General features: G+C 68.9%; 20 protein-coding genes. 16 read left to right on the top strand and 4 right to left on the bottom strand.

Translation table 11 applies throughout. The features are described 5' to 3' along the window. Positions 1–134 precede the first annotated feature (134 nt). The 10 genes from KXZ72_RS04760 to KXZ72_RS04710 all read left to right on the top strand — a co-directional run bounded on the left by KXZ72_RS04760 (position 135) and on the right by KXZ72_RS04710 (position 16,425). A complete protein-coding gene (locus KXZ72_RS04760; protein WP_226082590.1) occupies positions 135–947 on the top strand; it encodes a hypothetical protein in 813 nt (270 codons plus the stop codon). Further along, positions 937–1,686: a hypothetical protein gene (locus tag KXZ72_RS04755; RefSeq protein WP_226082589.1), complete on the top strand. Its 750-nt coding sequence runs from the start codon at positions 937–939 to the stop codon at positions 1,684–1,686. The genes KXZ72_RS04760 and KXZ72_RS04755 overlap by 11 nt, the downstream gene beginning before the upstream one ends. A 144-nt stretch (positions 1,687–1,830) precedes the next feature. After that, positions 1,831–2,121, top strand: a complete 291-nt coding sequence (locus KXZ72_RS04750) for a WXG100 family type VII secretion target (RefSeq protein ID WP_226082588.1) — start codon at positions 1,831–1,833, stop codon at positions 2,119–2,121. Positions 2,122–2,452: 331 nt separating this feature from the next. Next, positions 2,453–3,937, top strand: a complete 1,485-nt coding sequence (locus KXZ72_RS04745; RefSeq protein ID WP_226082587.1) for an FHA domain-containing protein — start codon at positions 2,453–2,455, stop codon at positions 3,935–3,937. Next, positions 3,937–5,364, top strand: coding sequence for a serine/threonine-protein kinase (locus KXZ72_RS04740; protein WP_226082586.1), 1,428 nt, complete (start codon positions 3,937–3,939; stop codon positions 5,362–5,364). Before KXZ72_RS04745 ends, KXZ72_RS04740 begins: the two co-directional genes overlap by 1 nt. After that, positions 5,361–11,201, top strand: coding sequence for an Ig-like domain-containing protein (locus tag KXZ72_RS04730; protein ID WP_264159462.1), 5,841 nt, complete (start codon positions 5,361–5,363; stop codon positions 11,199–11,201). Before KXZ72_RS04740 ends, KXZ72_RS04730 begins: the two co-directional genes overlap by 4 nt. 40 nt (positions 11,202–11,241) lie before the next feature. Further along, on the top strand, positions 11,242–12,231 hold the full coding sequence (locus tag KXZ72_RS04725) for an AAA family ATPase (protein ID WP_226082585.1): 990 nt from the start codon (positions 11,242–11,244) through the stop codon (positions 12,229–12,231). A 2-nt stretch (positions 12,232–12,233) separates the two neighbouring features. Beyond that, complete coding sequence (locus KXZ72_RS04720; RefSeq protein WP_226082584.1) at positions 12,234–13,601, top strand: DUF58 domain-containing protein; 1,368 nt, start codon at positions 12,234–12,236, stop codon at positions 13,599–13,601. Positions 13,602–13,657: 56 nt separating this feature from the next. Beyond that, positions 13,658–16,054 carry a transglutaminase family protein gene (locus tag KXZ72_RS04715; RefSeq protein ID WP_226082583.1) on the top strand — a complete coding sequence of 799 codons (2,397 nt, stop codon included), beginning with the start codon at positions 13,658–13,660 and terminating at the stop codon, positions 16,052–16,054. Then, entirely contained in the window at positions 16,051–16,425 is a 375-nt protein-coding gene (locus KXZ72_RS04710) for an FHA domain-containing protein (protein ID WP_226082582.1), read from the top strand. The genes KXZ72_RS04715 and KXZ72_RS04710 overlap by 4 nt, the downstream gene beginning before the upstream one ends. Here the strand turns inward: KXZ72_RS04710 and KXZ72_RS04705 are convergent. Next, positions 16,422–17,033 carry a class I SAM-dependent methyltransferase gene (locus KXZ72_RS04705; RefSeq protein WP_226082581.1) on the bottom strand — a complete coding sequence of 204 codons (612 nt, stop codon included), beginning with the start codon at positions 17,031–17,033 and terminating at the stop codon, positions 16,422–16,424. The genes KXZ72_RS04710 and KXZ72_RS04705 overlap by 4 nt on opposite strands. A gap of 168 nt (positions 17,034–17,201) precedes the next feature. Here KXZ72_RS04705 and hflX point away from each other — a divergent pair, with 168 nt between their 5' ends. Further along, complete coding sequence (gene hflX / locus KXZ72_RS04700) at positions 17,202–18,779, top strand: GTPase HflX (protein WP_226082580.1); 1,578 nt, start codon at positions 17,202–17,204, stop codon at positions 18,777–18,779. Positions 18,780–18,902: 123 nt separating this feature from the next. Then, on the top strand, positions 18,903–20,267 hold the full coding sequence (locus tag KXZ72_RS04695) for a flavin monoamine oxidase family protein (protein ID WP_226082579.1): 1,365 nt from the start codon (positions 18,903–18,905) through the stop codon (positions 20,265–20,267). Here KXZ72_RS04695 and KXZ72_RS04690 read toward each other — a convergent pair. The 3 genes from KXZ72_RS04690 to lexA are packed head-to-tail and all read right to left on the bottom strand — an operon-like array spanning position 20,264 to position 22,286. Continuing rightward, complete coding sequence (locus tag KXZ72_RS04690) at positions 20,264–21,136, bottom strand: DNA-3-methyladenine glycosylase family protein (protein ID WP_226082578.1); 873 nt, start codon at positions 21,134–21,136, stop codon at positions 20,264–20,266. The two genes, KXZ72_RS04695 and KXZ72_RS04690, sit on opposite strands and share 4 nt — an antisense overlap. A 6-nt stretch (positions 21,137–21,142) precedes the next feature. Next, on the bottom strand, positions 21,143–21,670 hold the full coding sequence (locus KXZ72_RS04685) for a methylated-DNA--[protein]-cysteine S-methyltransferase (protein WP_318999887.1): 528 nt from the start codon (positions 21,668–21,670) through the stop codon (positions 21,143–21,145). 4 nt (positions 21,671–21,674) lie between these two features. Then, entirely contained in the window at positions 21,675–22,286 is a 612-nt protein-coding gene (lexA, locus tag KXZ72_RS04680) for a transcriptional repressor LexA (protein ID WP_264159497.1), read from the bottom strand. A gap of 487 nt (positions 22,287–22,773) precedes the next feature. Here lexA and KXZ72_RS04675 point away from each other — a divergent pair, with 487 nt between their 5' ends. From KXZ72_RS04675 to hisH, 4 genes are all read left to right on the top strand, one after another. Continuing rightward, positions 22,774–23,325 (top strand): LysM peptidoglycan-binding domain-containing protein, encoded by a 552-nt coding sequence (locus KXZ72_RS04675; RefSeq protein ID WP_226082576.1) that lies wholly within the window; start codon positions 22,774–22,776, stop codon positions 23,323–23,325. A 719-nt stretch (positions 23,326–24,044) separates the two neighbouring features. Beyond that, a complete protein-coding gene (locus KXZ72_RS04670) occupies positions 24,045–25,154 on the top strand; it encodes a histidinol-phosphate transaminase (RefSeq protein ID WP_226082575.1) in 1,110 nt (369 codons plus the stop codon). 1 nt (position 25,155) lies between these two features. Continuing rightward, positions 25,156–25,764, top strand: coding sequence for an imidazoleglycerol-phosphate dehydratase HisB (gene hisB / locus KXZ72_RS04665; RefSeq protein WP_226082574.1), 609 nt, complete (start codon positions 25,156–25,158; stop codon positions 25,762–25,764). Then, positions 25,761–26,411, top strand: a complete 651-nt coding sequence (gene hisH, locus KXZ72_RS04660; RefSeq protein ID WP_226082573.1) for an imidazole glycerol phosphate synthase subunit HisH — start codon at positions 25,761–25,763, stop codon at positions 26,409–26,411. Before hisB ends, hisH begins: the two co-directional genes overlap by 4 nt. Positions 26,412–26,435 lie beyond the last annotated feature (24 nt).

Below are 26,435 nucleotides of genomic sequence, written 5' to 3'. Positions count from 1 at the left end.
GGCCGATCCGGCTCCACGAGAGGCCCGTATTTCCGGCGGTTGAGCCGGGGGACGAGGCCACGGAGGCCCCCGCGGCGCCCCGCCCGCGAGTGCCCGCACGGTTCCCGGGACGCACCGATTCGTCTGGTCCTGAATTGTCCGCCACTCCGGGTGGCGAGCGGATCGGGGAGCCCAACCCGCGGCCCGCCTCGACCCCCGCCGCGGGGGTCTCCGCTGCGCCCGCCACCCGTGCCGCGCAGCGAGCCGCCGCGACCGGATATGCCCGCCCGCCCAGCGCCCCCGTGGCGGTGCAGCGCCCCCGGGCCGTGCCCTCCGCGGTGGCCCCGGCGCCCGCGGGCGAGCCGCCGGCGCTGCGCTCGGCCCCGCCCAAGATCGCCTCCGCGGTCCTCTCTGGGCTCACCCTCGGGGAGGGCCCCGATCGCCTCCAAATCGAGGGTTTTGGCGGATCCGCGCGGCGCGGACCGCGCGCGGCTCTGGCCCGGGAGCGCGATGTGCTTCCGGAACTGGCGGAGCCGCCCGCCCCACGAAAACTCACGCGCCAGCCCGCGTTTATCGTCTCGGTCGCCCTCGCCGCGGCTGCCGTGATCACCGTCATCCTGGTATTCCTTCTGCGCACCGTATTTGCGCCTCCCGCGCAGGTTGAGGGGCTCAGCATCGCCGATGTGGGTGGCAGTTATCACGTCACCTGGCAGGGGCCCAATGTGCCCTATGCCGCGGTGCGGGTCACCGCATCCACGCCTCCCGTGGACGTGAGTTCGCAGATTAAGGGCGGACGGGAGCTCTGGCTACCCAAGACCGGGGGCATCGTCCCGGCCGATAGCTGCTTTATCGTGGTGGAACTCTCCCGCCTGGAGGAGCTTAAGCCCGGCGGCTCCGCCGCGGAACTCGCGGCCGTGGGTGCGCAAAAAACCTGCGTGAGCGATGCGGTGCGGGGCGATGGTGGCTAGCCGCGCACCGCGCCTCCTTGCGCTAGCGGCCGCGCTGGGGACGCTGGCGGGATGCGGTTCGCCCGGGAATACCGCGCCGCCGCCGTTGGAGATCACCGCGCAATCCGGGGTGGCAAACGGCATCGACACGCTGGGCTCGGACGCGCTGGCCGCGCGGATCCTCGACGATGTGGAGGGGCAGGACTCCGTGCGGATCGAGGGCAGCTTCAGCGAGCCCGTGCCGGGCGAATATGATCGCGTACCGGCGCTGCGGCCGCCCGAAAAAATGCGGATGGAGCGCACCGGGACGCGCGCGGGATATCGGCTGGTTGTGGCCTCGGAGAGCCTCTCTGCGGACCTGATTATCCGGGGGTCCCGGGTCTGGGCGCGGGGGAATGCCGGGCTCGAAAAGCTGCTGGGGACTCCCGTCTCCGAGGAGGAATACGGCCTGGTTGAGGGCTCCCGCCCGGGCCTGGCCGCGCTGCTGCGACTCGGGGACCCGCGGGAATTGCTCGAGTCGATTCTCACTCCGCCGCGGGCCCGCGCCGAGTTCTCCGTCTCGGAGGTTCTGGGGGGAGAACATCCCGGCGTGCAATTTGCCGTGACCACCGCGGGCTCCCTCGCGGGCACGCTCACCGTATCCGGGGTGGATCGGGCCCTCCCCACCGAGATTGCCCTGAGCGATGGCACGGGATCGGCCACCCTGAGCCTCGAGGGCTGGGGAACCACGCCGGAGGTCGCCGCCCCGCCGGATAAATAATCGCTGTTATCAGGTGTTTCTTCCTGAAAAAATTCCGTGGGAGTGGGAGAAACTATCGCGATCGCTGGCCCCGGGTGTAACACTGGCGGGGTAATATCACCGTTCCTTTAGTCAATTCAGCCACTTAATCCAGGGGGAATAATCATGGCAAATATTCGCGTTTCATCCGAGAGTCTCCACCAGGCTTCCTCGCGTCTGCAATCGGGCGCCGGTGAGATTAACGGCCTCCTGAGCCAGCTGCGCAGCGTCGTGGATGGTCTCGGGTCCGAGTGGGAGGGCACCGGTTCCGCGGCGTTCACCTCGCTTTATGAGCAGTTCAACCGTGCGGGTCTTGAGCTTAACGAGTCGCTTGACGGCATCTCGGTTTTGCTTGGTCGCGCTGGCGATTACTATACCGAGTCCGAGGCCAACGTCACCCGGGCGTTCCAGGGCTAGGTATTTCTGGGGCCGCCGGCCGGCGGCCCCTGCGGGCGGGATCGCGTCATCGACACGGTCCCGTCCGGTCCGTTTATGTGTTTTTGGAGGGCCGCGCGGTCGCGTCCCTCCCATGACTCATAACCGTAGACAGAGTATTAGGGGTTTGCCCGGCGCGGACCTCGGTAGTGGTTTGGGGGCCAGTACGCATGTTCTTTTTCGAGTTTCCGCGGGCTCGCCTGCGCTCCGTGGTGCCGCCTGCGCGATGTCGGCCTTCCCTGTGTCGGCCTTCCCAGTGTCGATCTGCTCGGTGCCGGTCTCCCCGGTTCAGGCTTCCCCGGGGGAGCCGGGTATGAGCGCCCGGGCCCGCGTGGAACTGGCCGTGCCGGGAACGCTCTGGGTCGCGCCGGAGCGGGCACGCGCGGAGGGTTTTCGTTGCGAATACCTCGGGGCTACCCGGGTGCAGGTCTGGCTTGGTTCCGGCATGGTCCTGCGGGCCACCCGGCTCGGCGAGGCCAAAAGCATCCTGCTGCGCGGTGGGCTGCCCGAGGTGGAACTGACCAACATCACGGGGTTTGCGGTGGAAACCGCCGCGGCCGATCGCGGGCCGGGTGCTCAAAACACCGGCACGCGGGGACCACGCGCGGCGGGGCGCGGGGGCGCCCGCGGGCGGCGGGCCGGGGCTGCCCGCTCGGGTACAACCGCGGTGGTGAGCCCCGGTGGCCAACCGAGTGTTGCGGGGCGCAATGCCACGGCCTCTCCCGTGGCGCACGCACCCGCGTGTGCCACCGAGGCGGGGAGCCCCGGGGCGAGCACCCCCGACATACACCGTTTAGGCGAGTGCGCGGTCTGGTCCGCGGGCGACCCGGACCTGACCGTGGTGCGGCCCCAAAAAATGGAGGCCGGGTATGGCCTCGGGGAATCCGCCGCGCGGTCCAGCACCGCCGGTGGGGCCGCGGACGCCCCGGGGCCCGGCGCGCGTGATGTGGTCATCAACACGGACATCACGGGCGACCCCGACCAGACCGTGCTGCGCGCGGTTCCCGCCGGAACCACCGCCGAGCCCCCCGCGGAAGACTCGGACCTCACCGTGGTGCGCGGCCGCGGGGCGGAGCCCACGGGCTGCCCTGAAGAGACCATCATCCGCCGGCCCGCCCCGCGTGAAACACCCGCCCCGGGCCCCTCGGCGGTATCCGCTGAGGGGCCCGGGCCCGATCCGGAAAGCACCGTGCTGCGGGAGCACGCGGCCGCTCTGGCCGGCGATCCGGCGCCCGCGGCACACCGCGCCGCCCGCGCGCAGCGTCCGCGCGCGCGGACAACCCCCGTGCTCTCGGCCCGTCCGGTTGCCGCGGGGGCGGCGGGGGAGCGGGACCAGACCGACCCTTCCGCCTGGCTGCCCGCGGCCGCCGCCCACGGATGGTGCCTCGTCCTGAGTGCGGGCGGCACGGAGGAACGCTATCCGTTGCGCGGCACGGTCATCCTGGGGCGGGCACCCGAGCTGCCCCACGGGGCAGACCGCTCCCAAACCGAACTCATCGCCGTCCGCTCGCCCGGCGGGGAGGTCTCGGCAAATCATGTGCGCTTCCGCCACGAACACAACTCCGTGGTGGTGCGCGACCTCTGGACCAGCAACGGCACCATGGTCACCGTGGGGGCCGCCGCCCCGCATCCCGCGCCTCTCGCCCCCGCCGCGCTCGCCCCGCGGCACCGCCTGCGCTCGGGGGACGAGATCCCCCTCTCTCCCGGCAGCGTGGTTGAGCTGGGCGATGGGATCACCGTGACCCTCGAATATCACGCTTCTCAGCACCACCCCACATCTAAAGGGATCACATCCTGATGCGTCGACTGCCCAGCCCCCCGCCCGAACTCGCCGGGTATAGCTATCTGCGTGCCCTCGGTACCGGGGGCTTTGCCGATGTTTATCTCTACGAGCAAAACCTCCCGCGGCGCCAGGTTGCCGTGAAGGTGCTCACCCCCGGAATCTCCGATGAGGCGATGCGCGCCATGTTCCTCGTGGAAACCACCCTCATGGCCCAGCTCTCCGCGCATCCCGCCGTCCTCACCGTTTATGAGGCCAGCGTCGCGCCCGATGGCCGCCCGTACCTGGTCATGGAATACTGCCCGCGCGGCTATGGCGGGCGTTTCCGCACCGAATCAATCACGCTTGATGAGGTACTGGGCACCGGAATTGCCGTGGGCGGTGTGCTGGAAACCGCGCACCGCAACGGCCTCCTGCACCGCGATATGAAGCCCGCCAATATTCTGATCACCGGCTATGGCCGCGCCGTGGTCTCCGATTTTGGCATCGCCTCCAGCATCGTGCAGGCCGAAAGCGGGGGCGTGATGGGACTCTCGGTACCGTGGTCCGCCCCCGAGGTCATCGCCGGAACCACCACGGGTTCCGTGCGCAGCGAGGTCTGGGGCTTTGCCGCCACACTCTACGGGCTCCTCGCGGGCCGATCCCCCTTTGAACTCCCGGGCCGGGATAACTCGCGCGAGGCCATTGCCGCTCGCATTCTTGGCCGGATGGCCCTGCCCCCGCTGGGTCGCGCCGACGTGCCCGAGCGCCTCGAGCGCCTCATCGGCGAGGGCCTGGCCCGCGATCCCGAGCGCCGCCCCGCGAGCGTCCTGGACCTCGTGCGGGAACTGCAACTGGTGGAAACCGAGCTGGGCCTGCGCCCAAGCCCGGTGGACCTGATACAGGAGCGCCACCTCGATATCTCCGCGCTGGAGGCCGCCGCCCCCACCCGCTCCTCCACCACCACCGGCGGTCGCCTTCGCCGGGTGCGCCGCGAGAGCACCGGCACCGGCTCCGGCTCTTCCTCATCCTCGTCCCGAAACAGCGAGAGCGGGGTAAGCCAGGTTATCGACCGCACCGTCCTGCGCACGGCCGCGCGCGAGACCCACCGCGCACGCACCCTCCCGTGGCTGCTCGGGGCGGGGGCAGCGCTGCTGTGCGGCGGTGGTCTTACCGCGTTTATCCTCGCCGGGGAGGGCGGCGACCGGCAGATCCCCCGGGTGGACGGCGTGGAAAGCTCCCTCACCGCGACCGCCGCCCGCTTCGCCTGGCCCGACCCCGGGCTCGCGCCGGGCGACCGCTATCTGGTGCGGGTGAACGGCGGCAGCGGAATCGGCCAGGACGGCACCGAGATCTCGCTCGCCACGGATGAATATCCGGGCCGGGTCTGCATCACCATTGCCGTGGTGCGCGCGGGAGTATCCGGGCCTGTCAGCGCCGATAGCTGCGTGAGGAGCGAGCGATGAACCTGCGTGGGCTACTCTCGCGGCACGGCCGCACCCTGCTTGGCGGGGTGAGCGTGGCCAGCGTCCTGGCCCTGGTGGCCACGATTGGGCTGCTCGGCCGCGGATTTGATCATCTGAAACCCCTGCTCGACGATGGTTCGGCCTGGGTGGCCAATTCCTCCCAGGGCATGCTGGGCCATGCCAATACCGAGCTTTTGCGCCTGGATAGCGCGGCCACGGGGATCACCGGGGACCTCGACGTATTACAAAACGAGACCACCGTGGGCATCCATAATCGCTCCAAAAATACCCTCGACGTGCTGGACGCCGCGGCCGCCACGATCACCGAATCCGTACCGCTGCCCGCGGGCAGCCCCGAGGTCACGCTCACCACCACCCACTACATCATCTGGCAGCGCGAGAGCGGCGACGTATGGACCATCCCGGTGGCCGATATTCGTGACTTCAGCGCGCTCTCCGCACCCACCCTCAACCTCGGCACCCACATCACCCTCGCCGCGGACGACGCCGGGAACTTCGCGGGGTTCAGCTCCACGAGCGGCGATCTGGTGGTGGGCTCGCTCCGTGACGATGCAAAACCACTCACCACCCGGGTCCCGGTGGCCGCGGAGGACGGCGAGGTGCAGCTCAGCCTGCTGGGCGGAACCCCCGTGCTCTATCAGGCGGAGAATGCCGACCTGCTGATCGGCGATCGCCATCTTGATCTGGGCCCCCACCTGGAACGGCCCGAGAGCGCCCGCCTTCTGCGGCCCTCCGCCTCGGGCGGCGCGGTCCTGATCGCACACTCCGCGGGCGCACTCTCGATTGCCCCCGGCTCCTCCACCATCACCACCCTGGCCGCCCCCGAGGGCAGCGGCGGGGCCGCGAGCGCGCCCGTGCGCGTGGGCTCCTGCGAATACCTGGCCTGGTCGGCGGGGCTCGCGCAGCGTCGCTGCACCGACCGCGATACCCGGGAACTCACCCTGGCCTCCCCGGACGACTCCCGCACCGCGGAGTTTGCTGTGCGCGGTGCCACGGTGGTGCTCTCCGCACCCGGCTCGGGCCGGTCCTGGGCCGTGCAGCGCGGCGGCGAGCTTATCGATAACTGGGCCGATTTTATCCCCGACGATACCCCCACCGAAACCGTGGAAAATGACCGCGATGAGCCGCCCGAACTCACCGCGCAACAGCTTCCGCCCGTGGCCGTGGACGATGCCTTCGGCGCGCGCCCGGACCGCGGAAATGTATTGCCGGTGCTGCTCAACGATAGCGATCCCAACGGCGATGCCCTGATCGTCTCCGCGGTGACCGAGATGGCCCCCGAAACGGGAACACTCAGCATCATCGCCGACGGCCAGAAAATCCAGTTCCTGCCGGGGGCTGCACCCCCGCCCGAGCTCACGTTTGGTTATACGATCGACGACGGCTACGGCAATACCGATTCGGCCACGGTGACCGTCACGATGCGCAGCCCGGAGGAGAACTCCGCGCCCGTGCAGGCGCGCCCCACCCGCACCTCGGTGGAGCTGGGGGGAACCGTGCGCACCGACACCCTGGAAGACTGGGTGGACCCCGATTCCGATCCGATATTCCTCGCCGGGGCCAGCGTCGCCGCCCCCGATACCGTCACCTATGCCGCGGCCGGAACCCTCGGCTTCACCGAGGCCGGCGGCGCCGGAGAACTGCGCATCATCAGCATCGAGGTCTCCGATGGTTCGCTCGGCGGGGCGGGTAGCGTGACCGTGACCACGGGCGCACCCGGCACCATCCCGCTCGTGGCGGAGTCCTTCACCCGCGTGGGCTTTGCCCGCCAGGAAATCCTGATCGAGCCGCTTACCGTGGTGCGCGGGGGCTCGGGGGCCGCCACCCTCACCGGCGTCACCGCCCCCGGCCGCGAGGCCGAGGTGCGGCTCACTCCCGATTACGGCGCCGGAACCTTCACCGCCACCGCCAGCTCCCCGGGCAGCTATCTGCTCGAATATGCGGTGGCCGATGGGTCGCTCACCGCCACGGGAATCGTGAGGCTCGAGGTGGCCGCGGCCCCCGAGGGCCCGTCGATTCCGGTGACAGCCCCGGTCACAGCCTTCCTCTATCTGCAAAATACTGCGGTTGTGGACGTGCTGGCCTCCGCCTATGATCCCGGCGGGGGAGTACTCAGCATCGCCGGGGTGAATCAGCCCGCACCCGAGAGCGGCGTGCTGGTGGAAACCGTGGACCTGCGCATCCTCCGCGTCACGCTGCGCAACTCGCTGCACGGCACCCCGATCACCGTGGGTTTCACCGTATCCAACGGCGTGAATACCGCGCCCGGGACCCTCACCATCCTGGAAATTCCGGAACCGGTCCGCCTGCAACCGCCCGTGGCGGTGGCCGATTCCGCCGAGGTTCGGGTGGGCTCCGTCGTGGATATCCCCGTCCTCAAAAACGATAGCCAGCCCGATGGCAAGCCCCTGAGCCTCGAACCCGAGCTGGGTGCACCGCTCGGCGAGGGGGAGGGAACACTATTTATTTCCGGAGAAAAACTGCGCTATCTGGCCCCCGCCACCCCGGGAACCTATGTTGCCCGCTATCGGGTGAGCAGCACCGACGGGCAGTGGGCCGAGGCCCCCGTCACGCTCACTGTACGCGAGGTGGATGCGGCCAATAACCGCCCGCCCGTGCCGCGCACCCTGACCGCCAGGGTACTCGCGGGAAAAACCGTGCAGATCCCGGTGCTGCTGACAGGGATCGACCCCGATGGCGATACCGTAACCCTGGTGGGCGCCCCCAACCAGCCGCGGCTGGGCTCGATGGGAAGTGGCGGCCGCGATTATCTGGAATATACGGCATCCCCGTATTCCAGCGGCACGGACGAGGTGGAATATAGCGTCGTGGATGCCCTGGGCGCCCGCGGCACGGGGCTCGTGCGGATCGGCGTGATTCCCGCGGCCGAGACCGTGGCGCCGCCCGTGGCCGTGGACGATCTGGTCTCCGTGCGGCCGGGCGTGACCCTGGATATCCCGGTCACCGACAACGATTCCGATCCGGAAAACGCGGCGCTCGCCGTGATCTCCGTGGAGGCCTCCGCGGGGGGACTCCGGGAATCCTTCACCCCCGATTCCGTGAAGGTCACCGCCCCCGCCACGGCGGGCTCCTATGGCCTGCTCTATACGATTCGCAGCAGCCGCGGCGCCACCAGCAGCGCCTGGTTATATCTCCGGGTGAGCGCCGATGCGCCGCTGGCGCGCCCCGAGGCCGCCGATATTATCCTCGGCAGCCGCGATATTGCGCACCGAGATTCCGTGACCGTGGACCCCCTGGGATTCGCGCGGTTTAGCGAGGGAGGCCGCGCGGCCCTCGACCTGCGGCTGGTGCCCGGATATCCCGGAGCCACACGGGAAGCCGATGGCCGGGTGAGCGTGAGCGTGGACGCCCACTCCCATATTGTGCCCTTTGAGATTTTCCGCCGGGACGCCCCGACCGTCTCCAGCACGGCCCTGATCTGGGTGCCCGGAACCACCGATAGCCGCCCCGAGCTGAAACCCGGGGCTCCCGCGCTGAGTATCGCGGCGGGTGAGAGCCTGCGGATTGCACTGCGCGATTATGTGCTGAGCCCCACGGGTGGTCCGCTGCGCCTGGTGGAGGGGGCACCCGTATCGGCCAGCCATGCCGGCGGGGAGCCCCTCACCGCGGGCGATGACACCCTGCTCTACCGGTCGCTGCCCGAATACTGGGGGGCCGCCGCCATCACCTTCACCGTGACCGATAGCGAGGGAGATCAGGGCGGCACCAGCACGCTCACCCTTCCGATCACCGTGACGCCCTCGGACCGGCAACCGCCGATACTCACGGGGGCCAATATCAGCCTCGAACCGGGAGCGGAGCGCGTGGTGGAACTGCGCCAGCTCACCGATTTCCTCTATCCCGAGCGCGCCGATGCGCTGCGCTATGAGGCCAGCACCGATAATCCCTCCGTGGCCAGCGCCGTGATCTCCGGGCAGCGGCTCACGCTGCGCGCCGTGGATGGCGCCCATAGCGGGGCATCCGCCGCGGTGCTCGTCTCGGTTTTTGACGGCTCAACGGCCGGGAAATCCGCGGTGGTGCGGGTGCAGATCGTGAACTCCACGCGGCCCCTGGTCTCGCCCATCCCCGATACCGTCACGCTTCAGCGCGGCACCTCCGCGAGCGTGGCCGTGCTGGAAAACGACGAGGCCACAAACCCCTTCCCCGGAAAGCCCCTGCGGGTGGGCTCGGTGGGGGCCGGCAGCAGCCTACCCGCGGGTGTCGCGGTGGATACCAGCGCCGATCGCAGCACCGTGCGGGTGAGCATAAGCAAGGCCGCGGCCACGGGAACCATCACGATTCCCTATACCGTGCTGGACCTGACCGAGTCCCCCGAGCGCATGGCCACCGGCTATATCAGCGTGCAGATCCAGGACGTACCCGAGCCGCCCGGGGCCCCGCGGATCGTGAGCACCGACCTGGAAAAGGCCAGCGTGACCCTCGCGATCCCGCACGCCTTTGAAAACTTCTCGCCCATCACGGGCTATACCGTGAGTTCGGGCGGCACCGGTCCCGGCGCCAGCTGCGAGAACCCCGATCTCTGCGTGGTGAGTGGGCTCGAATACGGGACTAGCTATCAGTTCCGCGCCGCCGCAACCAATGCATTAGGCACGGGCGAGGCAGGGGTGCTCAGCGCCCCGATACTGATCGACGGCACCCCCGTGGCACCAACCGGGGTGACCCTCGCGCCCGCCAATCGCGCGGGCCAGCCCGCGCTGGTCGCCACGTGGGCCGCGGGCTCGGGCTCGGCCCCCGGCTCCGCCCTGATCGGCTATGACGTGAGCGTGAGCGGGCCCGGGGTGAGCATCGGCACATCCACGGCCGCCGGGGTGGGAACCCTGGAAATCACCGCGGGAGTGGTGGCGGCCCAAAAATATACGCTGAGCGTGGTGGCCCGAAATAAAACCCATGCCGGGCCCGCCGCGGCGGCCGGTGCCGTCGCGGTGGGGCCTCCCACGATCGGCTCGGTGGGGCTCAGGCCCTCCTATGGCATCGGATCGCGCGGGGCAGATGTCTACTGGACCGACGTAAACCTGCAGGGGGCCACCGCGGCCAAGATCCGGGTGGATAAGGCGGCGGACCATCCCGCGTGCTCGGTCACGCTGGAGTCCAATGTGCGCGGCGATAGCTTCCATATTGATCGGGTGGACTCCCAGGCCAGCTATGTGGTGTCGGTCTCAAACGGCCTATTCTGTACGCAAAAAACCTCAAATTCGATGCCGGAACCTCCGCAGATGGGGGGCAATACCGTGGCCCTCACCCAGACCGGGGCCGATGGTGATCAGCGCTATGCCATCCGCGGGCAAAGCGCCGATAGGGGCGATATCTTCCAGATCGCGATCGGGGCTCCCGGGAGTGCCGCGCCGGGTGTGGGCTCCGCCGCGTGGGTCACCTATGCGGGGCCCGTGCCCGCACGCGCCGATCAATTTGGTGTGGCACAGCAGATCTTTGTGCGGGCCTGCGAGACCCCCCAGGGCAGCTCCTGCTCGGTACCCGTGGCCGCGGGTGCCCCCGTCACGGCGTTCCGCACGCGGGCCCAGGTGCTGGGCTGTCCCGCGCCGGGGGGAGTGCTGAGCCTGCGCGGCCCCGCGAATAACGGCGTCGAGGCGCGAATCGAGGCGATGTACTACCAGAAGCACGGCGCCATCAGCACGCCGATCACGGGGGTCTGGGTGGCCGCCACCGAGCCCGTCCCGGCCTTCCCCGCGGGGGCCGAAAAAATGCAGGTGCGCCTGCGCACCGTGCTGGGTGGCCAAACCTATGAGGCCCCCGAAACGCTGAATACCGATTGCGCCGGAACCCCTCCGGCCCCGTAGGCACACCCCGTCCACATCCACCCCTTCCCGAAAGAGCCAGATGACCACGACCAAAAATCCCGCCATGACCGAGGCCGAGGCCCTGTGGTTCCTGGACACGTTTAACCAGCTGATCTCCGCCGTGGGGGAGGCCGTGCTGGGGAAGGAACACGTATTGCGCCTGGCGCTGACCACGATGCTCAGCGAGGGCCACCTGCTGCTGGAGGACGCTCCCGGAACCGGAAAAACCTCGCTCGCCCGCGCGCTCGCGCAGACCGTCGCGGGCACCAGCTCGCGGATCCAATTCACGCCCGACCTGCTGCCGGGAGACGTCACGGGCATGAGCATTTATAACCAGTCCTCCTCCGCGTTTATCTTTCATCCCGGCCCGGTTTTTGCCAATATCTGCCTGGCCGATGAGATCAACCGGGCCTCCCCCAAAACCCAGTCGGCGCTGCTGGAGGTCATGGAGGAGGGCCGGGTCACGGTGGATGGCATCTCCCATGAGGTGCCCGCGCCGTTTATGGCCATCGCCACCCAGAATCCCGTGGAGCAGGCGGGAACCTATAGCCTGCCCGAGGCCCAGCTTGACCGCTTCCTCATGAAAACATCGCTGGGCTATCCCGATGCGGCCTCCACCGTGCGCATCCTCGAGGGGGTGCGGATAAACCGGCACCGGCGCACGCTGCCCTCCATCCTGACGGTGGATAACCTCGTCTCGATGATCGAGGTGGCCAAGCTGGTGCATACCGAACCGGCGATCCTCGACTATGTCACGCGCCTCGTGGAGGCCACCCGCAGCGCCCCCGAGACCCGGCTCGGGGCGAGTATCCGCGGGGCGCTGGGCCTCTTGCGGGCGGCGATGACCTGGGCCGCGAGCGAGGGCCGCACGTTTGTGCTGCCGGACGATATTAAGCTTCTTGCGGAGCCCGTGCTAGCACACCGCCTGATTCTTGATCCCGAGGCCGAGTTTGACGGCGTCACCGGCAGCCAGATCATCGCTCAGATCCTCCTCGAGGTGGCCCCTCCGGCCGAGAAGATCAAGGTATAGGGATGGGTTCACCCACCACGGCGAGTGTGTCCCGGCCCGAGCCCACCGAGACGGGCTATTCGGGGACGGGAGTCCCGGGCGGAGCCCTCTCCCGCCGGTCCGGGCGGGCCGCCCGCTGGCGGCGCATCCTGCGGCGGCACCTGCGGCGGCTGCGCGGAGCACTGTCCCGCGCCGCCCACACGGCGCTCGCCGTGACCACGCTCCTCGGCTGGGGTGTGCTGCTGGCCTGCGTGCTGGGGCTCGCGGTGGGCCGCGCGCTCGGCTGGGCGGAGTTTTTTGCGCTCGGCTGTGCGCTGCTGATGCTCCTGGTGCTCGCCGCCCTGTTTCTCTGGGGAACCGGGCGCTTCGAGGCGGAACTGCGCGTCCCGGAGACCCGCACCAGCGTGGGAAGCGATCTTGGCGGCGAGGTGGTGCTGCGCCAGATCGGCCGGCTGCGGCTGATGCGGCCGCGGCTGGAGGTCACCGTGGGGGAGGAGGTGATCGCGCTGGCGATGCCGGGGGTGGGCGGCGCGGAGGGCGTGAGCGCGTTTAAGATCCCCGCGCGGCGGCGCGCGGTACTGCGGGTGGGGCCCGTGCGCACCGTGCGCGGCGATCCGCTGGGGCTATTTCGGCGCGTGGTGGTGTGGAGCGACTATGTGGACGTCTTTGTGCATCCGCTCACGGGGCAGGTGCCCGGCATGAGCACCGGATTCATCCGCGATCTGGAGGGTAGCCCCACCCCGGACCTGACCGCGAGCGATATTGCCTTTCACGCGCTGCGCGAATATCGGCCCGGCGATGATCGGCGGCATATCCACTGGAAGAGCACCGCCCGCACGGGCACGCTCATGGTGCGCCAATTTGAGGAGACGCGGCGCAGCCATATCGTGGTGGGGCTTCCGGGGGCTGCCGCGGATTATCGGGACGAGGCCGAGTTTGAGCTGGCCGTGAGCGCCGCGGCGTCGATTGCGCTGCGGGCCGTGCGGGATCGCCGCGATCTCTCGGTAGTGACCGGTCCGCCCACCGAGGCGAGCCTCGACCGCGAGGTGCGCGAACCGCTCCCCATTCCCTCCCGCACCGGCACGCTGCTCCTGGACGGCCTGAGCGAATTGCGCTGGGATAACAGCACGGTGGGTCTGGGGCAGCTTGCGGCGCTCGCCGCGGCCACCCTCAACGGCATCTCGCTTGTTTTTTTGCTGTGTGGATCGGCGGTCTCGGTGCGTCAGCTGCGCTCCTGGTCGCTGCGCTTACCGGCGGGAACCCAGATTGTGGCCGTGGTCTGTCGGCCCGGGGAGCGTCCGCGCCTGCAAAAAATTGAGGGACTGCACGTGGTGAGCATCGGCTATCTGGAGGATCTGCGGCACCTGATGGCCGGGGTGATGCGGCGATGAGGCGGGGCGGGCGGGGAGCCCGGGTGGCCGCGCGTTTCCGCGCCGGGGCGGGCAGGGTGGCGCCCCGCGATGCAATATCGCTCGCGGCGCTGCTGCTCGCGGCGGCCGCGCCGCTATGGGGGATCTATCGCGATATCCACCTCGGATATGTGGTGCTCGGGGCCGTGCTGATCCCGGGTGGGCTGGCGCTGGCCTGGGCGCGGCGGGGCTGGTCGGTGCTCTCGGGCCTGGCCCCGGCGTTTTTGGCGGGACTGTTTGCGGGGTTCCTCCTCGCGGTGCCCGATTTTTGGGGCGGCGGCCCGATAGCGCCGCTGCGAGTTTTTGCCGATGGTGCCACGTCCGGCTGGAAGCAACTCCTCACCGTGCAGCCCCCGCTGGGCACGTTCCAGGGCCTGCTGGTTCCGCCGTTTATTCTGATCTATGCCGCAAGTTTTCTGGCCTTCACGCTGCTGGCGCGCCGCCGCGCGGTGGGCTGGTCGCTGCTGCCGGCCCTGGGGATCTGGACCGTGAGTGTGCTGTGGGGTACCAGGATTGCGCCGGAGGCCGCGTGGTCCGGGACTCTCCTGATGTTATGCGCGCTGGGCTGGGCGCTCTGGCATTCGCTCCCGGGCAAAACCGCGCGCGGTGCGCGCCGCGCGCCGGGGCAGGGCCGGCGCGTGATCGCCGCCGTGGTACTGCTGGGGATCTCCGCGGCGGTGGGCGGCTCGGTCGCGGCCCGGGGCAACCTCCTGCCCGAGCGTGCGGTGCTGCGTGAGGCCGTGGGAATCCCGTTTGATCCGCGCGGCGAGGTGAGCCCCCTCGTGGGCTATCGCCGCTGGGTCGAGGCCCCGCAGGCCTCGGCCGAGCTGCTCACCGTAACCGGGCTGCCCGCGGGTGAGCGCCTGCGCCTGGCGGTGTTGGACCACTATGACGGCCAGGTATTTCGGATCGGCGATACCACCACTAACGAGGAATACGCGGGGTTTCAGCGCATCCCGGTGAGCGTCCCCGGGGTGCAGGAGGGGCGGGAGCGGGTGCGGATTCGCCTCGCGCGGGCGCAGGGCGTCTGGCTGCCGCTGCCCGAGGGGGTCTCCCGCGTGGAGTTCCGGGGTGAGCACGCCGCGGAATATCAGCGCGAGTTCTTTTTTAGCCCGCGGCTCGCGGCCGGCGCGGTGCGCACGGGCCCCGGAGCGGGCCTCGACTATACGGCGCTGGGAGCGTCCCGGCCCCTCGCCGAGGATACCCGCATCGACACGCTGCACCCCGGGCCCGACCGGGTATCAACCTCGGCGAGTGTGCCCGAGGATCTCCTGGCCGCCGCGCGCTCCCGCTCGGCTCCCACCGAGACCGCGGGAGGGGCGCTGCTTGCGGCCACCCGCTGGCTGCGCGAGGGCTATATCAGCCACGGCGGCCCCGGGGAACCCGCAAGCCTGCCGGGGCACTCGGTGGCGCGGCTGAACCGGCTGGCCACGGCCACCCCGATGCTCGGCGATGCCGAACAATACGCCGCCGCGCTCACGGTGATCGCCGCCGAGCTCGGGTTTCCGGCGCGGGTTGTGCTGGGCTATGCGCCCACGGGCGAGCAGGTATTTGGGGCCGATCTGACGGCCTGGACCGAGGTGCAGGATCGCGGCGGCGAGTGGGTGGGGATCGACCCGGTGCCCGAGGTGCGGCCGATTCCCGAGATCCATAAGGACCCCGAGGTGGTGCAGCCCCGCCCCGAGACGGTCATCCCGCCGCGGCCCCTGGATCCCGAGGATAATCAGGCTCAGCGCCGCAATGAGGACCAAAATAAACCGCCCGCGGAGGACCCGGCCTGGCTGCAGATTCTCCGCGCCGTGCTCGCGATCCTGCTGCCGCTCGCCACCGTGCTTGCGCTCCTGACCGCGCCGCTCTGGGGCTCGCTGCTGGGCGGCGAACTGCGCCGGCGGATGCGTCGGCGCGCGGATCTGCGCGATCTGACCCCGGCGGGTGCGTGGAACGAGGTGCGCGATGAGATCCTCGACCGCGGGGTGAGGGTGCCCGCCGCCGCCACCCGGCGCGAGGTGATAGCGGCGTGGGTCGAGCGGGAGGAACCCACCGCGGAGGATCGGGCGCTCGCGCGGGCGCTGACCGATCGCATCGACCGCCATGTATTTGCCCTTGCCGGGGCCGCCGCCGAGACCGCCGCTCCGGGCCGCGGGGAACCACCGGCGGGCCCCTCTCCCGGCGGCGCCGATCCCGATATCACCGAGATCTGGGCAGCGCTTCCCGCACTGCGGGCGGCACTTGCGCGCGGTGATACCCGGGCGGCGCGGCTGCTGCGCATCCTGCGTGCCCGCTCGCTTCGGCTCTGGCTGCGCGATGGGCTGCGCCGGGCCAGGCCCGCACTGCGCACCCTCGTGGCCCGCATCCGCGCGGCCAGGCAGGCCCGAGCCCTCGCGCGCGCCACCCCCGGCGGGCAGCACCCCACCCCGAAAGGACCCCGCCCATGAGCGTGAGCTATCAACTGCACTGCGATGACGGGCAGGAACCGATCATCGCGGGAATCACCGTGGTGGGTCGCCGCCCGAGCGCCGCGGGGCTCGGCGAGGAGCTTGACGGCGAGACCCGGCCGCGGCTGATCGAGGTAGCCGACCCCGAGCGTTCCGTCTCACGCGTGCACCTGCTCCTCGGTATTTTTGAGGGGGAGCTCTGGGTGCAGGACCTGGGCTCGGGTAACGGCACCCGGATCCACTATCCGGATGGCGCGAGCTATCCGTGTACCCCGGGTGAGCGCTTTGTGGTGGACCCGGGCTGCACCATCACCTGCGGCGACCGCACGTTCAGGGTGGGCGCCGCGCTCGGGGAAAACCCGGTGGGCTAGGCCACGCGATCGGCCAGCAGCACCCGGAAGCCCTTGCTGGTGGACACCCGGCTCACCTCGAAGTCTGCGCCGAGTGTCTCGGCAATCCACCGCTGCAGCGAATCCGCGCCCAGGTCCTTGGCCACCACAAGCCACGCCTCACCCTGTACCTCCAGGCGGGGAAGCCAGTGCTCCAGCATATTATGCAGCACCTCCTTGCCCACGCGGATCGGGGGGTTGGACCAGATCGCGGCAAACGTGATCTCGGCGGGGACCTGTTCCGGGGTCACGGCACGAATATTTTCCAGGCCCAGCGCCTGGGCATTGCGGCGCACCAGGTCCAGGGCACGCTCGTTCACGTCCACGGCCCAGATGGTGGCCTCGGGGCTCAGGATCGCAAGCTCCAGCGCGATCGGGCCCCAGCCCGCACCCAGATCCAAAATATTGCCGTGGGTGGGGGGCTCGGGTACGGCGTCCAGGAGGATGCGCGTTCCGCCGTCGATATGACCGGGGGAGAACACCTTATTGGCGGTGGTGACCTCGCGCTCGGCTCCGGCGATCCAGGCCGTGATCTGGCGGTAGCTGGCATCCCCACCGGGGAGGGCATCAAAATAGTGTTCCGTGGACATATCTCGACCGTAACCGAGAATGCCCCGCCGCGGCGACCCCGGTTCGGCGCGTGTTTGATCCCCGCCCCGAGATTACGGCGAATTTCCGCGCGGGACGTTCGCGCTCAGCGTGAGAAATTCACCGGGATTCCGGCCCCAAACGGGCCCCCAGCGGCTAGGCTGGCAGCAATGACTTCAGATGATCAGACCCCTGTTGAATATCCCGACTCCACCGGCACGGAAACCGTGCCCGAAGACTCCGCGGTGCCCGGTGTGCCCGCCGAGGACGGCGATGACGCCGTAGCCCGCGTATTGCGCGGAGCCCAGGCCCGCGCCGAGGGCTTTAGCCTGTTTGGTTCCTCTGCCGAGGCCCTACAGCGTGGACAGGGTGCCGATGGTACCCGCAGCGACGGCGATCAGTCCGAGCGTGCCGACCGCCAGGCGCTGCGCCGCGTGGCCGGGCTGTCCACCGAGCTGGAGGACGTCACCGAGGTTGAGTACCGTCAGCTGCGGCTGGAAAACGTGGTGCTGATCGGTGTTTATCCGCAGGGCCAGCAGGACGAGGCCGAGAACTCGCTGCGCGAGCTCGCGGCCCTCGCCGAGACCGCGGGTGCCGCGGTGCTGGACGGCCTCCTGCAGCGCCGCCCCAATCCCGATGCGTCCACCTATTTTGGAAGCGGTAAGGCCGCCGAACTCGCCGGAATCGTGAAGGCGCTCGGCGCCGATACGGTGGTGGCCGATACCGAGCTTTCGCCGAGCCAGCGCCGCGCCCTGGAGGATGTGGTGAAGGTGAAGGTCATCGACCGCACCGCCGTGATCCTCGATATTTTCAGCCAGCATGCCAAGAGCCGCGAGGGTAAGGCCCAGGTGGAGCTTGCGCAGCTGCAATATCTGCTGCCGCGCCTGCGCGGTTGGGGCGACTCGATGTCGCGCCAGGCCGGTGGCCAGGTGGGTGGCGCGGGAATGGGTTCGCGCGGTCCCGGTGAAACCAAGCTGGAGCTGGATCGCCGCCATATCCACATTCGGATGGCTAAGCTCCGCCGCCAAATCAAGGGCTTTGAGCCCGCGCGCGAGGCCAAGCGGGCCAATCGTGAGCGCTTTGAGGTGCCCTCGGTGGCCATTGCCGGATATACCAACGCCGGCAAGTCCAGCCTCCTGAACCGGATCACCCACGCCGGGGTGCTCGTGGAGAACGCGCTTTTTGCCACGCTGGACGCCACGGTGCGCAAGAATAAAACCGAGGATGGCCGGGTTTATACCCTCACCGATACCGTCGGTTTTGTGCGTAATCTGCCGCATCAGCTGGTTGAGGCCTTCCGCTCCACCCTGGAGGAGGTGGGTGATGCCGATGTGATCGTACACGTCGTGGATGCCGCGCATCCCGATCCCACCGCCCAGCTCACCACGGTGCGCGATGTGATTGGCGATGTCGGCGCGCGGGACGTGCCCGAGATCGTGGTGTTTAATAAGGCCGATCTGGTCTCCGAGGACGAGCGCCTGGTCCTGCGCGGCCTGGAGCCGCGCGCGATCTTCGCCTCGGCGCGTTCGGGGGAGGGCGTGGAGGAGATCCTCGCGCGCATCTCCGAATTGCTGCCAAGCCCCTCGGTGGAACTCACCCTGCTGGTGCCCTACGATCGCGGCGACGCGATCTCGCTGCTGCACCGCCGCGGCCGGGTCATCTCGCTGGACTATGCCGAGGACGGCACGCGGGTACACGCATTTGCCTCCCCCGAGGTGGCGGCGGGCCTGCGCGAGTTTGACGCATAAACAGCCCTTCCCCTGCGGGAGGGGCACGGCCTAGGCTGGGGTCACGGCAGATACGCGCCGTGGCCCGCTGCGGATGAGGATGTCCGGGGCGCCCGCGCAGCCGAGATCGGTTGGTGGCGCATCATGTTTCCACTCCTCTCCCGCGGGGCCCGCATTCTGGTGATCGGTGCCGGCATGGCCGGATTAACCGCCGCCGATGACCTCGTGCGGCGCGGCTATGATCCGCTGATCCTGGAGGCCCGCACGCGCGTGGGCGGCCGCATTCATACGCTGCGCGACTGGGCCCCGGGCCTGATCGCCGAGGCCGGGGCGATGCGCATCCCGCGCCGCCATAGCCTGACGCTGGGGCTCGTGCGCCGCTTTGGCCTCGAGGCGCGGCCGCTGGCCCCCGGCGCGCGCAATACGGTTTTTGCACGCGAGCGCCTGAGCGGGCCGGGCGAGCCCACCCCGTTTGAGGCCGATCCATCGTTTCCGCTGAGCCCCCATGAGCGCGCCCTCGGGGTACACCGGCTCTGGGAACACACGGTGCGGGAGGTGCGCGCGGAATATCGGGAGCTGAGCCCGCGCGAGTTTGTGCGGCGCTATGACCGCTATTCGCTGCGCGAGTTTCTGCGTTCGCGCGGCTGGTCGGAGGCAGCGATCGAACAATACGGGGTGGTGTCCTTCACCGAGTCCACGCTGAATACGTCGGTGATCCAGGAGTTCCGGGAATCCTTCGACGACCTCTACGGCGATCTACTGGAGCTGCCCGCGGGTATGGACTCCCTGCCGCGGGCGTTTTTACCCGAACTGGGTGCGCGGGTGAGGCTGGGCACCGAGGTGCTCTCGATCGGCCAGGACGGCCGCGGCGTGCGGGTGCGGGCGCGCACGGCGGGCGGGGAGCGGGAGTTTAGTGCGGAGGCCCTGATCTGTACGCTGCCGTTCTCGGTGCTGCGCGGAATCGAGCTGAACCCGGTGTTCTCCGCGGGCAAGATGCGCGCCATCCGCCAACTGCACTATGACGCGGCCACCAAGATTTTTTTGCAGTTTCGATCCCCGCTCTGGCAGGAGCGCGTGGGTGAGGGCGGCGGGGCCACCGCCACGGATCTGCCGGTGCGGCGCATCCAATATCCGGCGCATACCGCGGGGCCGGGGAGGCGCGCACTGCTGCTGGCAAGCTATACCTGGGGCCAGGACGCCCTGCAATGGGGTGCGCTGGAACCCGAGGATCGGGTGCGGCGCGCGCTGCTGGATATCACTCAGGTGCATCCCGGGGCCGCCGCCGAATGCGAATACGGTGCGTCCTATGCCTGGTCAAATGACCGCTTTTCGATGGGCGCCTATGCGCTGACCGAACCGGGTCAGCTCACAGCGCTCCAGGACGATGTCCTGGGGGAGGAGGGCCGGATATTTTTTGCCGGGGATCACTGCTCGCGCCTGCCCGCGTGGATCGAGGGGGCCGTGGAATCGGGGCTGGCCGCCGCGGCGGCGGTGGCGCGCCCGGCCTAATAGGCCGCGGCGGTCCACAGGTGCATCAGCGCATACGCGCGATACGGTCGCCATACCCGGGAGCGCTCCTCGGCCTCGCGCGCCGGGATCGAGCCGAGTGCGCGGCGCAGCACCAGGTCGCCCGGAACAAAACCATCGCGGTCCCCGAGCACCCGGACGCCCAGATAATCGGCGGTCCACGGCCCGATTCCCGGCACCGCAAGCAGGCCCGCGCGGGCGCGCACAGGATCCGCCCCGGGCCCGAGCTCCAGGCCGTCCGCGAGCGTACGCGCGAGGGCGATCACGGTCTTGGCGCGGGCACCGGTGAGGCCCACGGCGGCGCGCACCTCCTCCGGATCGCGCTCGGCCAGCAGCTCGGGGCGCGGGAACAGCCGGGTGGGGGTGCCCCCGGGCAGCGCCGGGCCATCCGCGCCGAAGGCCGCGACAAGCCGGCCCGAGAACGTGCGCGCGGCCGCGAGGGATACCTGCTGACCCAGCACCGTGACCAGCGCGGTCTCGGCCGGGTCGGGGCTGCCGATCACCCGCAGGCCGGGCCGCGCGGCCAAGAGCGGGGCGAGCAGCGCATCGCCGCCGAGGGAGTGCGCGATCGCCTCCGTATCGGCGTCCAGATCAAACCAGGTGCGCACCGCGCCGGTCAACTCCGCGCGGGCATCCGGCGACAGCGAGGCCGTCTCCACGCGGACTCCCTCCGCATGCGGGGTGATCCGCGCGGCCAGGATCCGGCCCGAGGGCAGGCGCAGGGCGCGCGAGAGCGTGGAGCCCTCGATGATATCCAGCGCGGGGATCGCGTGCGCGCCGAGCGAGCCCAGGGCGGGGCCCACGGCCAGCGGCGCGGAGCCGGTCAGGTGCAGCGTTTCGGTGGCGGACACGGCGGGCTAGAACAGCCGCGAGGCGCGGGCGGAATCGCTCTCCTCGAGCTCCAGGAGGAAGGCCTTGCGTGTGGTGCCCCCGGCAAAGCCGGTCAGGGTGCCATCGGAACCCAGGACGCGATGGCACGGCACGATGATGCTGAGCGGATTGCGTCCCACGGCCCCGCCCACGGCCTGGGCATAGGAGCGCCCGCCGAGGTGCTCGGCCAGGGCGCCGTAGCGCGTGGTGGAACCATAGGGGATCTCGCGCAGCAGCATCCAGACCCGCACGGCAAACTCCTCGCCCACGGGGTCCAGCGGCAGATCAAATGCTGTGCGCTCTCCCGCAAAATACTCGTTGAGCTGGGCGCGGGTGCGTGCCAGGAGCGGATCCCGCGTGCCATCCACCACGGGTCCGCACTCGGCGGCGGACGGGCGACGGATATGGCCGTCAAAATACACGGCGGCCAGGGCCTCGCCGCGCGCCACGAGGGTGAGCTCGCCCACGGGGGAGTCCATGACGGCCTGCCGCGGGGAGGGGATACTTCCGGTCACGGGCCTAGACGGAGCGCAGAACGGCCACGATCTTGCCCAGGACTTCGGCATGATCGCCCAGGATGGGCTCAAAATTGGAGTTTCGCGGCAGCAGCCAGGTATGGCCATCGCGCTGCCGGAAGACCTTCACGGTGGCCTCGCCATCGAGCATCGCCGCGACAATATCGCCGTTTTCGGCCGTGTGCTGCTGGCGCACAACAACCCAGTCGCCATCGCAGATGGCGGCGTCGATCATCGATTCGCCCTGCACCTTCAGCATAAAAAGATCGCCCTTACCCACGAGCTGGCGGGGGAGGGGGAAGACCTCCTCGACCTGCTGCTCGGCGGTGATCGGGCTGCCCGCGGCGATCTGGCCCACAAGCGGCACCATCGCGGCATCGCCGATGGGCGGGGCGGTGGATTCAAAATCGGCGGAGGATACCGGGGTGCCGGGAAGATCGATGAGGATTTCCAGGGCGCGCGGGCGATTGGGGTCGCGGCGCAGGTAGCCGCTGAGCTCAAGCTGGTTGAGCTGATGCGTGACGCTGGACAGGGAGGCCAGGCCCACGGCATCGCCGATCTCGCGCATGCTCGGCGGATAGCCCTGATCGGTGACGGAGCGGGAGATGAACTCCATGATCGAGAGCTGCTTGGCGCTCAGGCTCTTGCGGCGGCGCGTGCCGGGCTTTGCCCGGGTGCCATCGCCCGCATCGGGGAGTGCCGCGGCGCTGAGAGGCGCGGCCGGGCCGGATGCCGGGGCATCCGCGGTCTGCTGCTTTTTCGCGGCCATAATGTTCCGTCCTGACGCCGTATCGGGGCAATGTCGGTGGTGGTTGGTTGAGTAATCCCAACAGTCGAAACTGTATCCAGCAATTCACGTAAAAACAAACACCTATTCGAGTGTGTCGGCAAAAAGATTCGAAAATATTCGAACACCGGCTTGAATCTTCGACAATTCGAATATATATTCGAAACACAGGTTCGAATACGGGTTCCCGGGTGCAATGGCCAGCAGCGCAGGTTTTTGCACAGAGTGATTTCGCACAAAGTGTTTTCACACAGAGTGTGTTCACGCAACGGGTATTCGCACAGCAGGTTTATTCGCAGAGAAGTAGGAGGCACGCATGAGTACAGCAGTCCTGAGTCGTCCCGGCGGCAGTATCGGTTCGCGTAGCGGTGGGGCAACCGCCTCCGCGCTGCCCGGCAATGTCATCGCCTTCCCCGAGGGGCGGGTCTTCCGCACCAACGCCCCGGGCCTGCGGGCCGCATCCCCGGCCGAGTCCGGTGCACCCGCATTTGCCGCCCGCTCCATCGTCACCGCCGCCCGCACCGCGCCTCCCGCCCCGGCACGGGTGCCCGGCAGCGGCAAGCTCCGCCTCACCCGCCGCGGCCGCATCGTTTTCACCCTCCTCGCGGCCCTGCCCGTGGTCATCGGCGTAGTGGCCATCGGCCTGAACGCCGGGGGAGCCGTGGCCAGCTCCACGGTGGTCGAAACCAATTTTGAATACGCCACCATCGGCGCCGGGGAAACCCTGTGGCAGCTCGCGGTCTCTCTCGCCCCCAATGCAGACCCCCGCGATGTCATCGCCGAGATCAAAAGCCTCAACGGCCTGAACAGTTCCGCGGTGCAGGCGGGTCAGCGCCTCGCGATCCCCCTGCGCTATACCGCGCAGTAGTGTGACGGTGCGGTAGCCCGGCCGCCCAGTAGTGTGACGGAGCGGTAGCGTAACGGCCTGTGGCAGCTCGCGGTCTCTCTCCCCTAATCCTGGCCCCTATGCCGATCTCCGCGATGTGATCGCCGAGATCAAAGGCCTCCACGGCCCGAGCGGTTCCGCGGTGCAGGCAGGTCGGCGCCTCACGATTCCTCTGCGCTAAATGACGCAGCAGCGTGACAGGGCGCTAGCGCGACGTAGTAATACCGTGACAGCCTGTGGCAACTCGCGGTCTCTCTCCCATAACCCTGGCCCCTATGCCGATCTCCGCGATGTGATCGCCGAGATCAAAAGCCTGCTCGGCCCGAGCGGTTCCGCGGTGCAGGCAGGTCGGCGCCTCACGATCCCCCTTCGCTATATGACGTAGCAGCGTGCCAGAGCAGTAATGCGACAGAGCAGTAATACGACGGAATAGTAGTGAGGCTGCCTGAGGCAGCTCGCGGTCTCTCTCGCCCATAATCCTGCCCAGTGCCGATCTCCGCGATGTGATCGCCGAAATCTAAAGCCTGCTCGGTCTGAGTGGTTCCGCGGTGCAGGCAGGTCGGCGCCTCACGATCTCCCTGCGCCATACCGCCCAGTAGCGCGACCGCGCAGTAATGAGACAGGGCGCTAGCGTGACACGGCGCCAGCGTGACGGAGTACTAGCGTGACGGAGGGCGCCGCCCCCTCGCTAAGCTAGATCCGTGACTACTCTTAACGACCTGCCCATCCGCGACGACCTGCGCGGCCAGATCCCCTACGGTGCCCCCCAGCTGAGCGTGCCCGTGGCCCTGAACGTTAACGAGAACACCCATCGCATCCCCGAGCAGGTGGCGCAGGACATCGTGGCCCGCGTGGCCGCCGCCGTGCTCGGAGTGAACCGCTATCCCGATCGTGAGTTCCTCGGCCTGCGCACCCGCCTCGCCGAGTATCTTAACCGCGAGACCGGGGCGCCCTCCTCCGCGGCCGGCCCCGCCCTCACTGCGGAAAATCTCTGGGCAGCCAATGGCTCCAATGAGGTTCTTCAGCACGTCCTACAGGCCTTTGGTGGCCCCGGCCGCTCGCTCCTGGGTTTTGTACCCACCTATTCCATGTACTCGATCCTCGCCTCGGGCAGCGGCACCGCCTGGATTCCCGCGCAGCGCGATGCCGATTATGAGCTCACCCCCGAGACCGCCGCCGCCGCGGTGCGCGAGGCCGCCCCGGATATCGTGTTTTTATGCTCGCCGAATAACCCCACGGGCACCCCGCTCTCCCTCGAAACGATCGCCGCGGTCTACGATGCCGCCCCCGGAATCGTGGTGGTTGACGAGGCCTATGCCGAGTTTGCGCCCGATGACGCCGCGAGCGCCCTGACCCTCCTGCCCGGCCGGGAGCGTCTGCTCATCTCCCGCACTATGAGCAAGGCATTTGCGTTTGCGGGCGTGCGCCTGGGATATCTGGCCGCCGATCCGGCCGTGATCGACGCCCTGCGCCTGGTCCGCCTGCCCTATCACCTCTCCGCCCTCACCCAGGCCGCCGCCGAGGCCGCGCTTGATCACTCCGATGCGATGCTCGCGATGGTGGATGACATCCGTGGACAGCGCGATCGCATCGTCACCGAGCTCACGGAGCTGGGCTATACCCCGCACCGCTCGCACTCGAATTTTGTGCTGTTTGGGGGAGTGGAGGATCCCGCGGCCACGTTCCAGGCGCTCCTGGACCAGGGAATCCTCATCCGCGATGTGGGCATTCCCGGGCACCTGCGCGTGAGCGCCGGCACCGCCTCCGAGACCGGCGCGTTCCTCGACGCGCTGCGAGCACTAAGCTCATAGCATGACTACCGCACCCCGCACCGCGACGGTTACGCGCGCGACGAGCGAATCCTCCATCGAACTCGAGATCAACCTCGACGGCACCGGCCGCAGCGAGATTAATACCACGGTCCCGTTTTATGACCACATGCTCACGGCCTTCGCGAAGCACTCGCTGACCGATCTGCGCGTGGTGGCCACGGGCGATACGCATATCGACGTGCACCACACCGTCGAGGACATCGGCATCGCGCTGGGTATGGCCATCCGCGAGGCGCTGGGCGATAAGGCCGGAATTGCCCGCTATGGCGATGCGCTGTGCCCGCTGGATGAGGCGCTCGCGCAGGCCGTGGTGGATATCTCCGGCCGTCCCTATCTTGTGCACACCGGTGAGCCCGCAGGGTTTGAGTTCCACCTGATCGGTGGCCACTTCACCGGGTCGATGGTGCGCCACGTATTTGAGGCCATCACGTTTAACGCCGGCCTCACCGTGCACATCAACGTGGTGAGCGGGCGCGATCCGCACCACATTGCCGAGGCCGAGTTTAAGGCCTTTGCGCGCGCATTCCGGGTGGCCAAGGCCTTCGACCCGCTGGTGGAGGGCATCCCCTCCACCAAGGGCAAGCTGTGACCGGGGAGCGTCGCCCCAACGTTGTTGTTTTTGATTATGGATCCGGCAACGTTCACTCGGCGGTGAAGGCCCTCGAGGCCGCCGGTGCCAACGTCACCCTGAGCGGGGATTTTGCCACCGCGATGGCCGCCGACGGCCTGTTTGTCCCCGGCGTGGGGGCATTTAGCGCCGTGATGGAGGCCCTGGAGGCCTCGGGCGGTGCCCGCATCATCGATAAGCGCATCGCCGGTGCCAAGCCGGTGCTGGGCGTGTGCGTGGGCCTGCAGGTCATGTTCGAAAACGGTACCGAGCGCGGCGAAACCACCGAGGGCCTGGGCCAGTGGCCCGGGGATATCACGGCGCTTCCCGCCGCGGTGGTTCCGCATATGGGCTGGAATACGGTGTCCGCTCCCGAGGACTCCGTGCTGTTCCGTGGCCTCCACTATGAGCGTTTTTATTTTGTTCACTCCTATGCGGCGCAGCAGTGGAGCCTGGACGTTATGCCTCCCTTCCCGGAGCCGGCCCTCACCTGGGCCGAACACGGTGCCCCCTTCCTGGCCGCGATCGAAAACGGACCGCTCACGGCCACCCAATTCCACCCGGAAAAATCGGGTGAGGCGGGCATTCAGCTGCTCCGGAATTGGCTCGGCACCCTCCCCACTGATTAACATCGGGTCGGGCCGCCCCGGCGG

The organism is Mycetocola spongiae (assembly GCF_020424085.1).
GTDB classification, from domain to species: Bacteria; Actinomycetota; Actinomycetes; order Actinomycetales; family Microbacteriaceae; genus Mycetocola; species Mycetocola spongiae.
The sequence above is the reverse complement of the archived record's forward strand: the minus strand, read 5'-3'. Positions and strand labels throughout refer to the sequence as shown.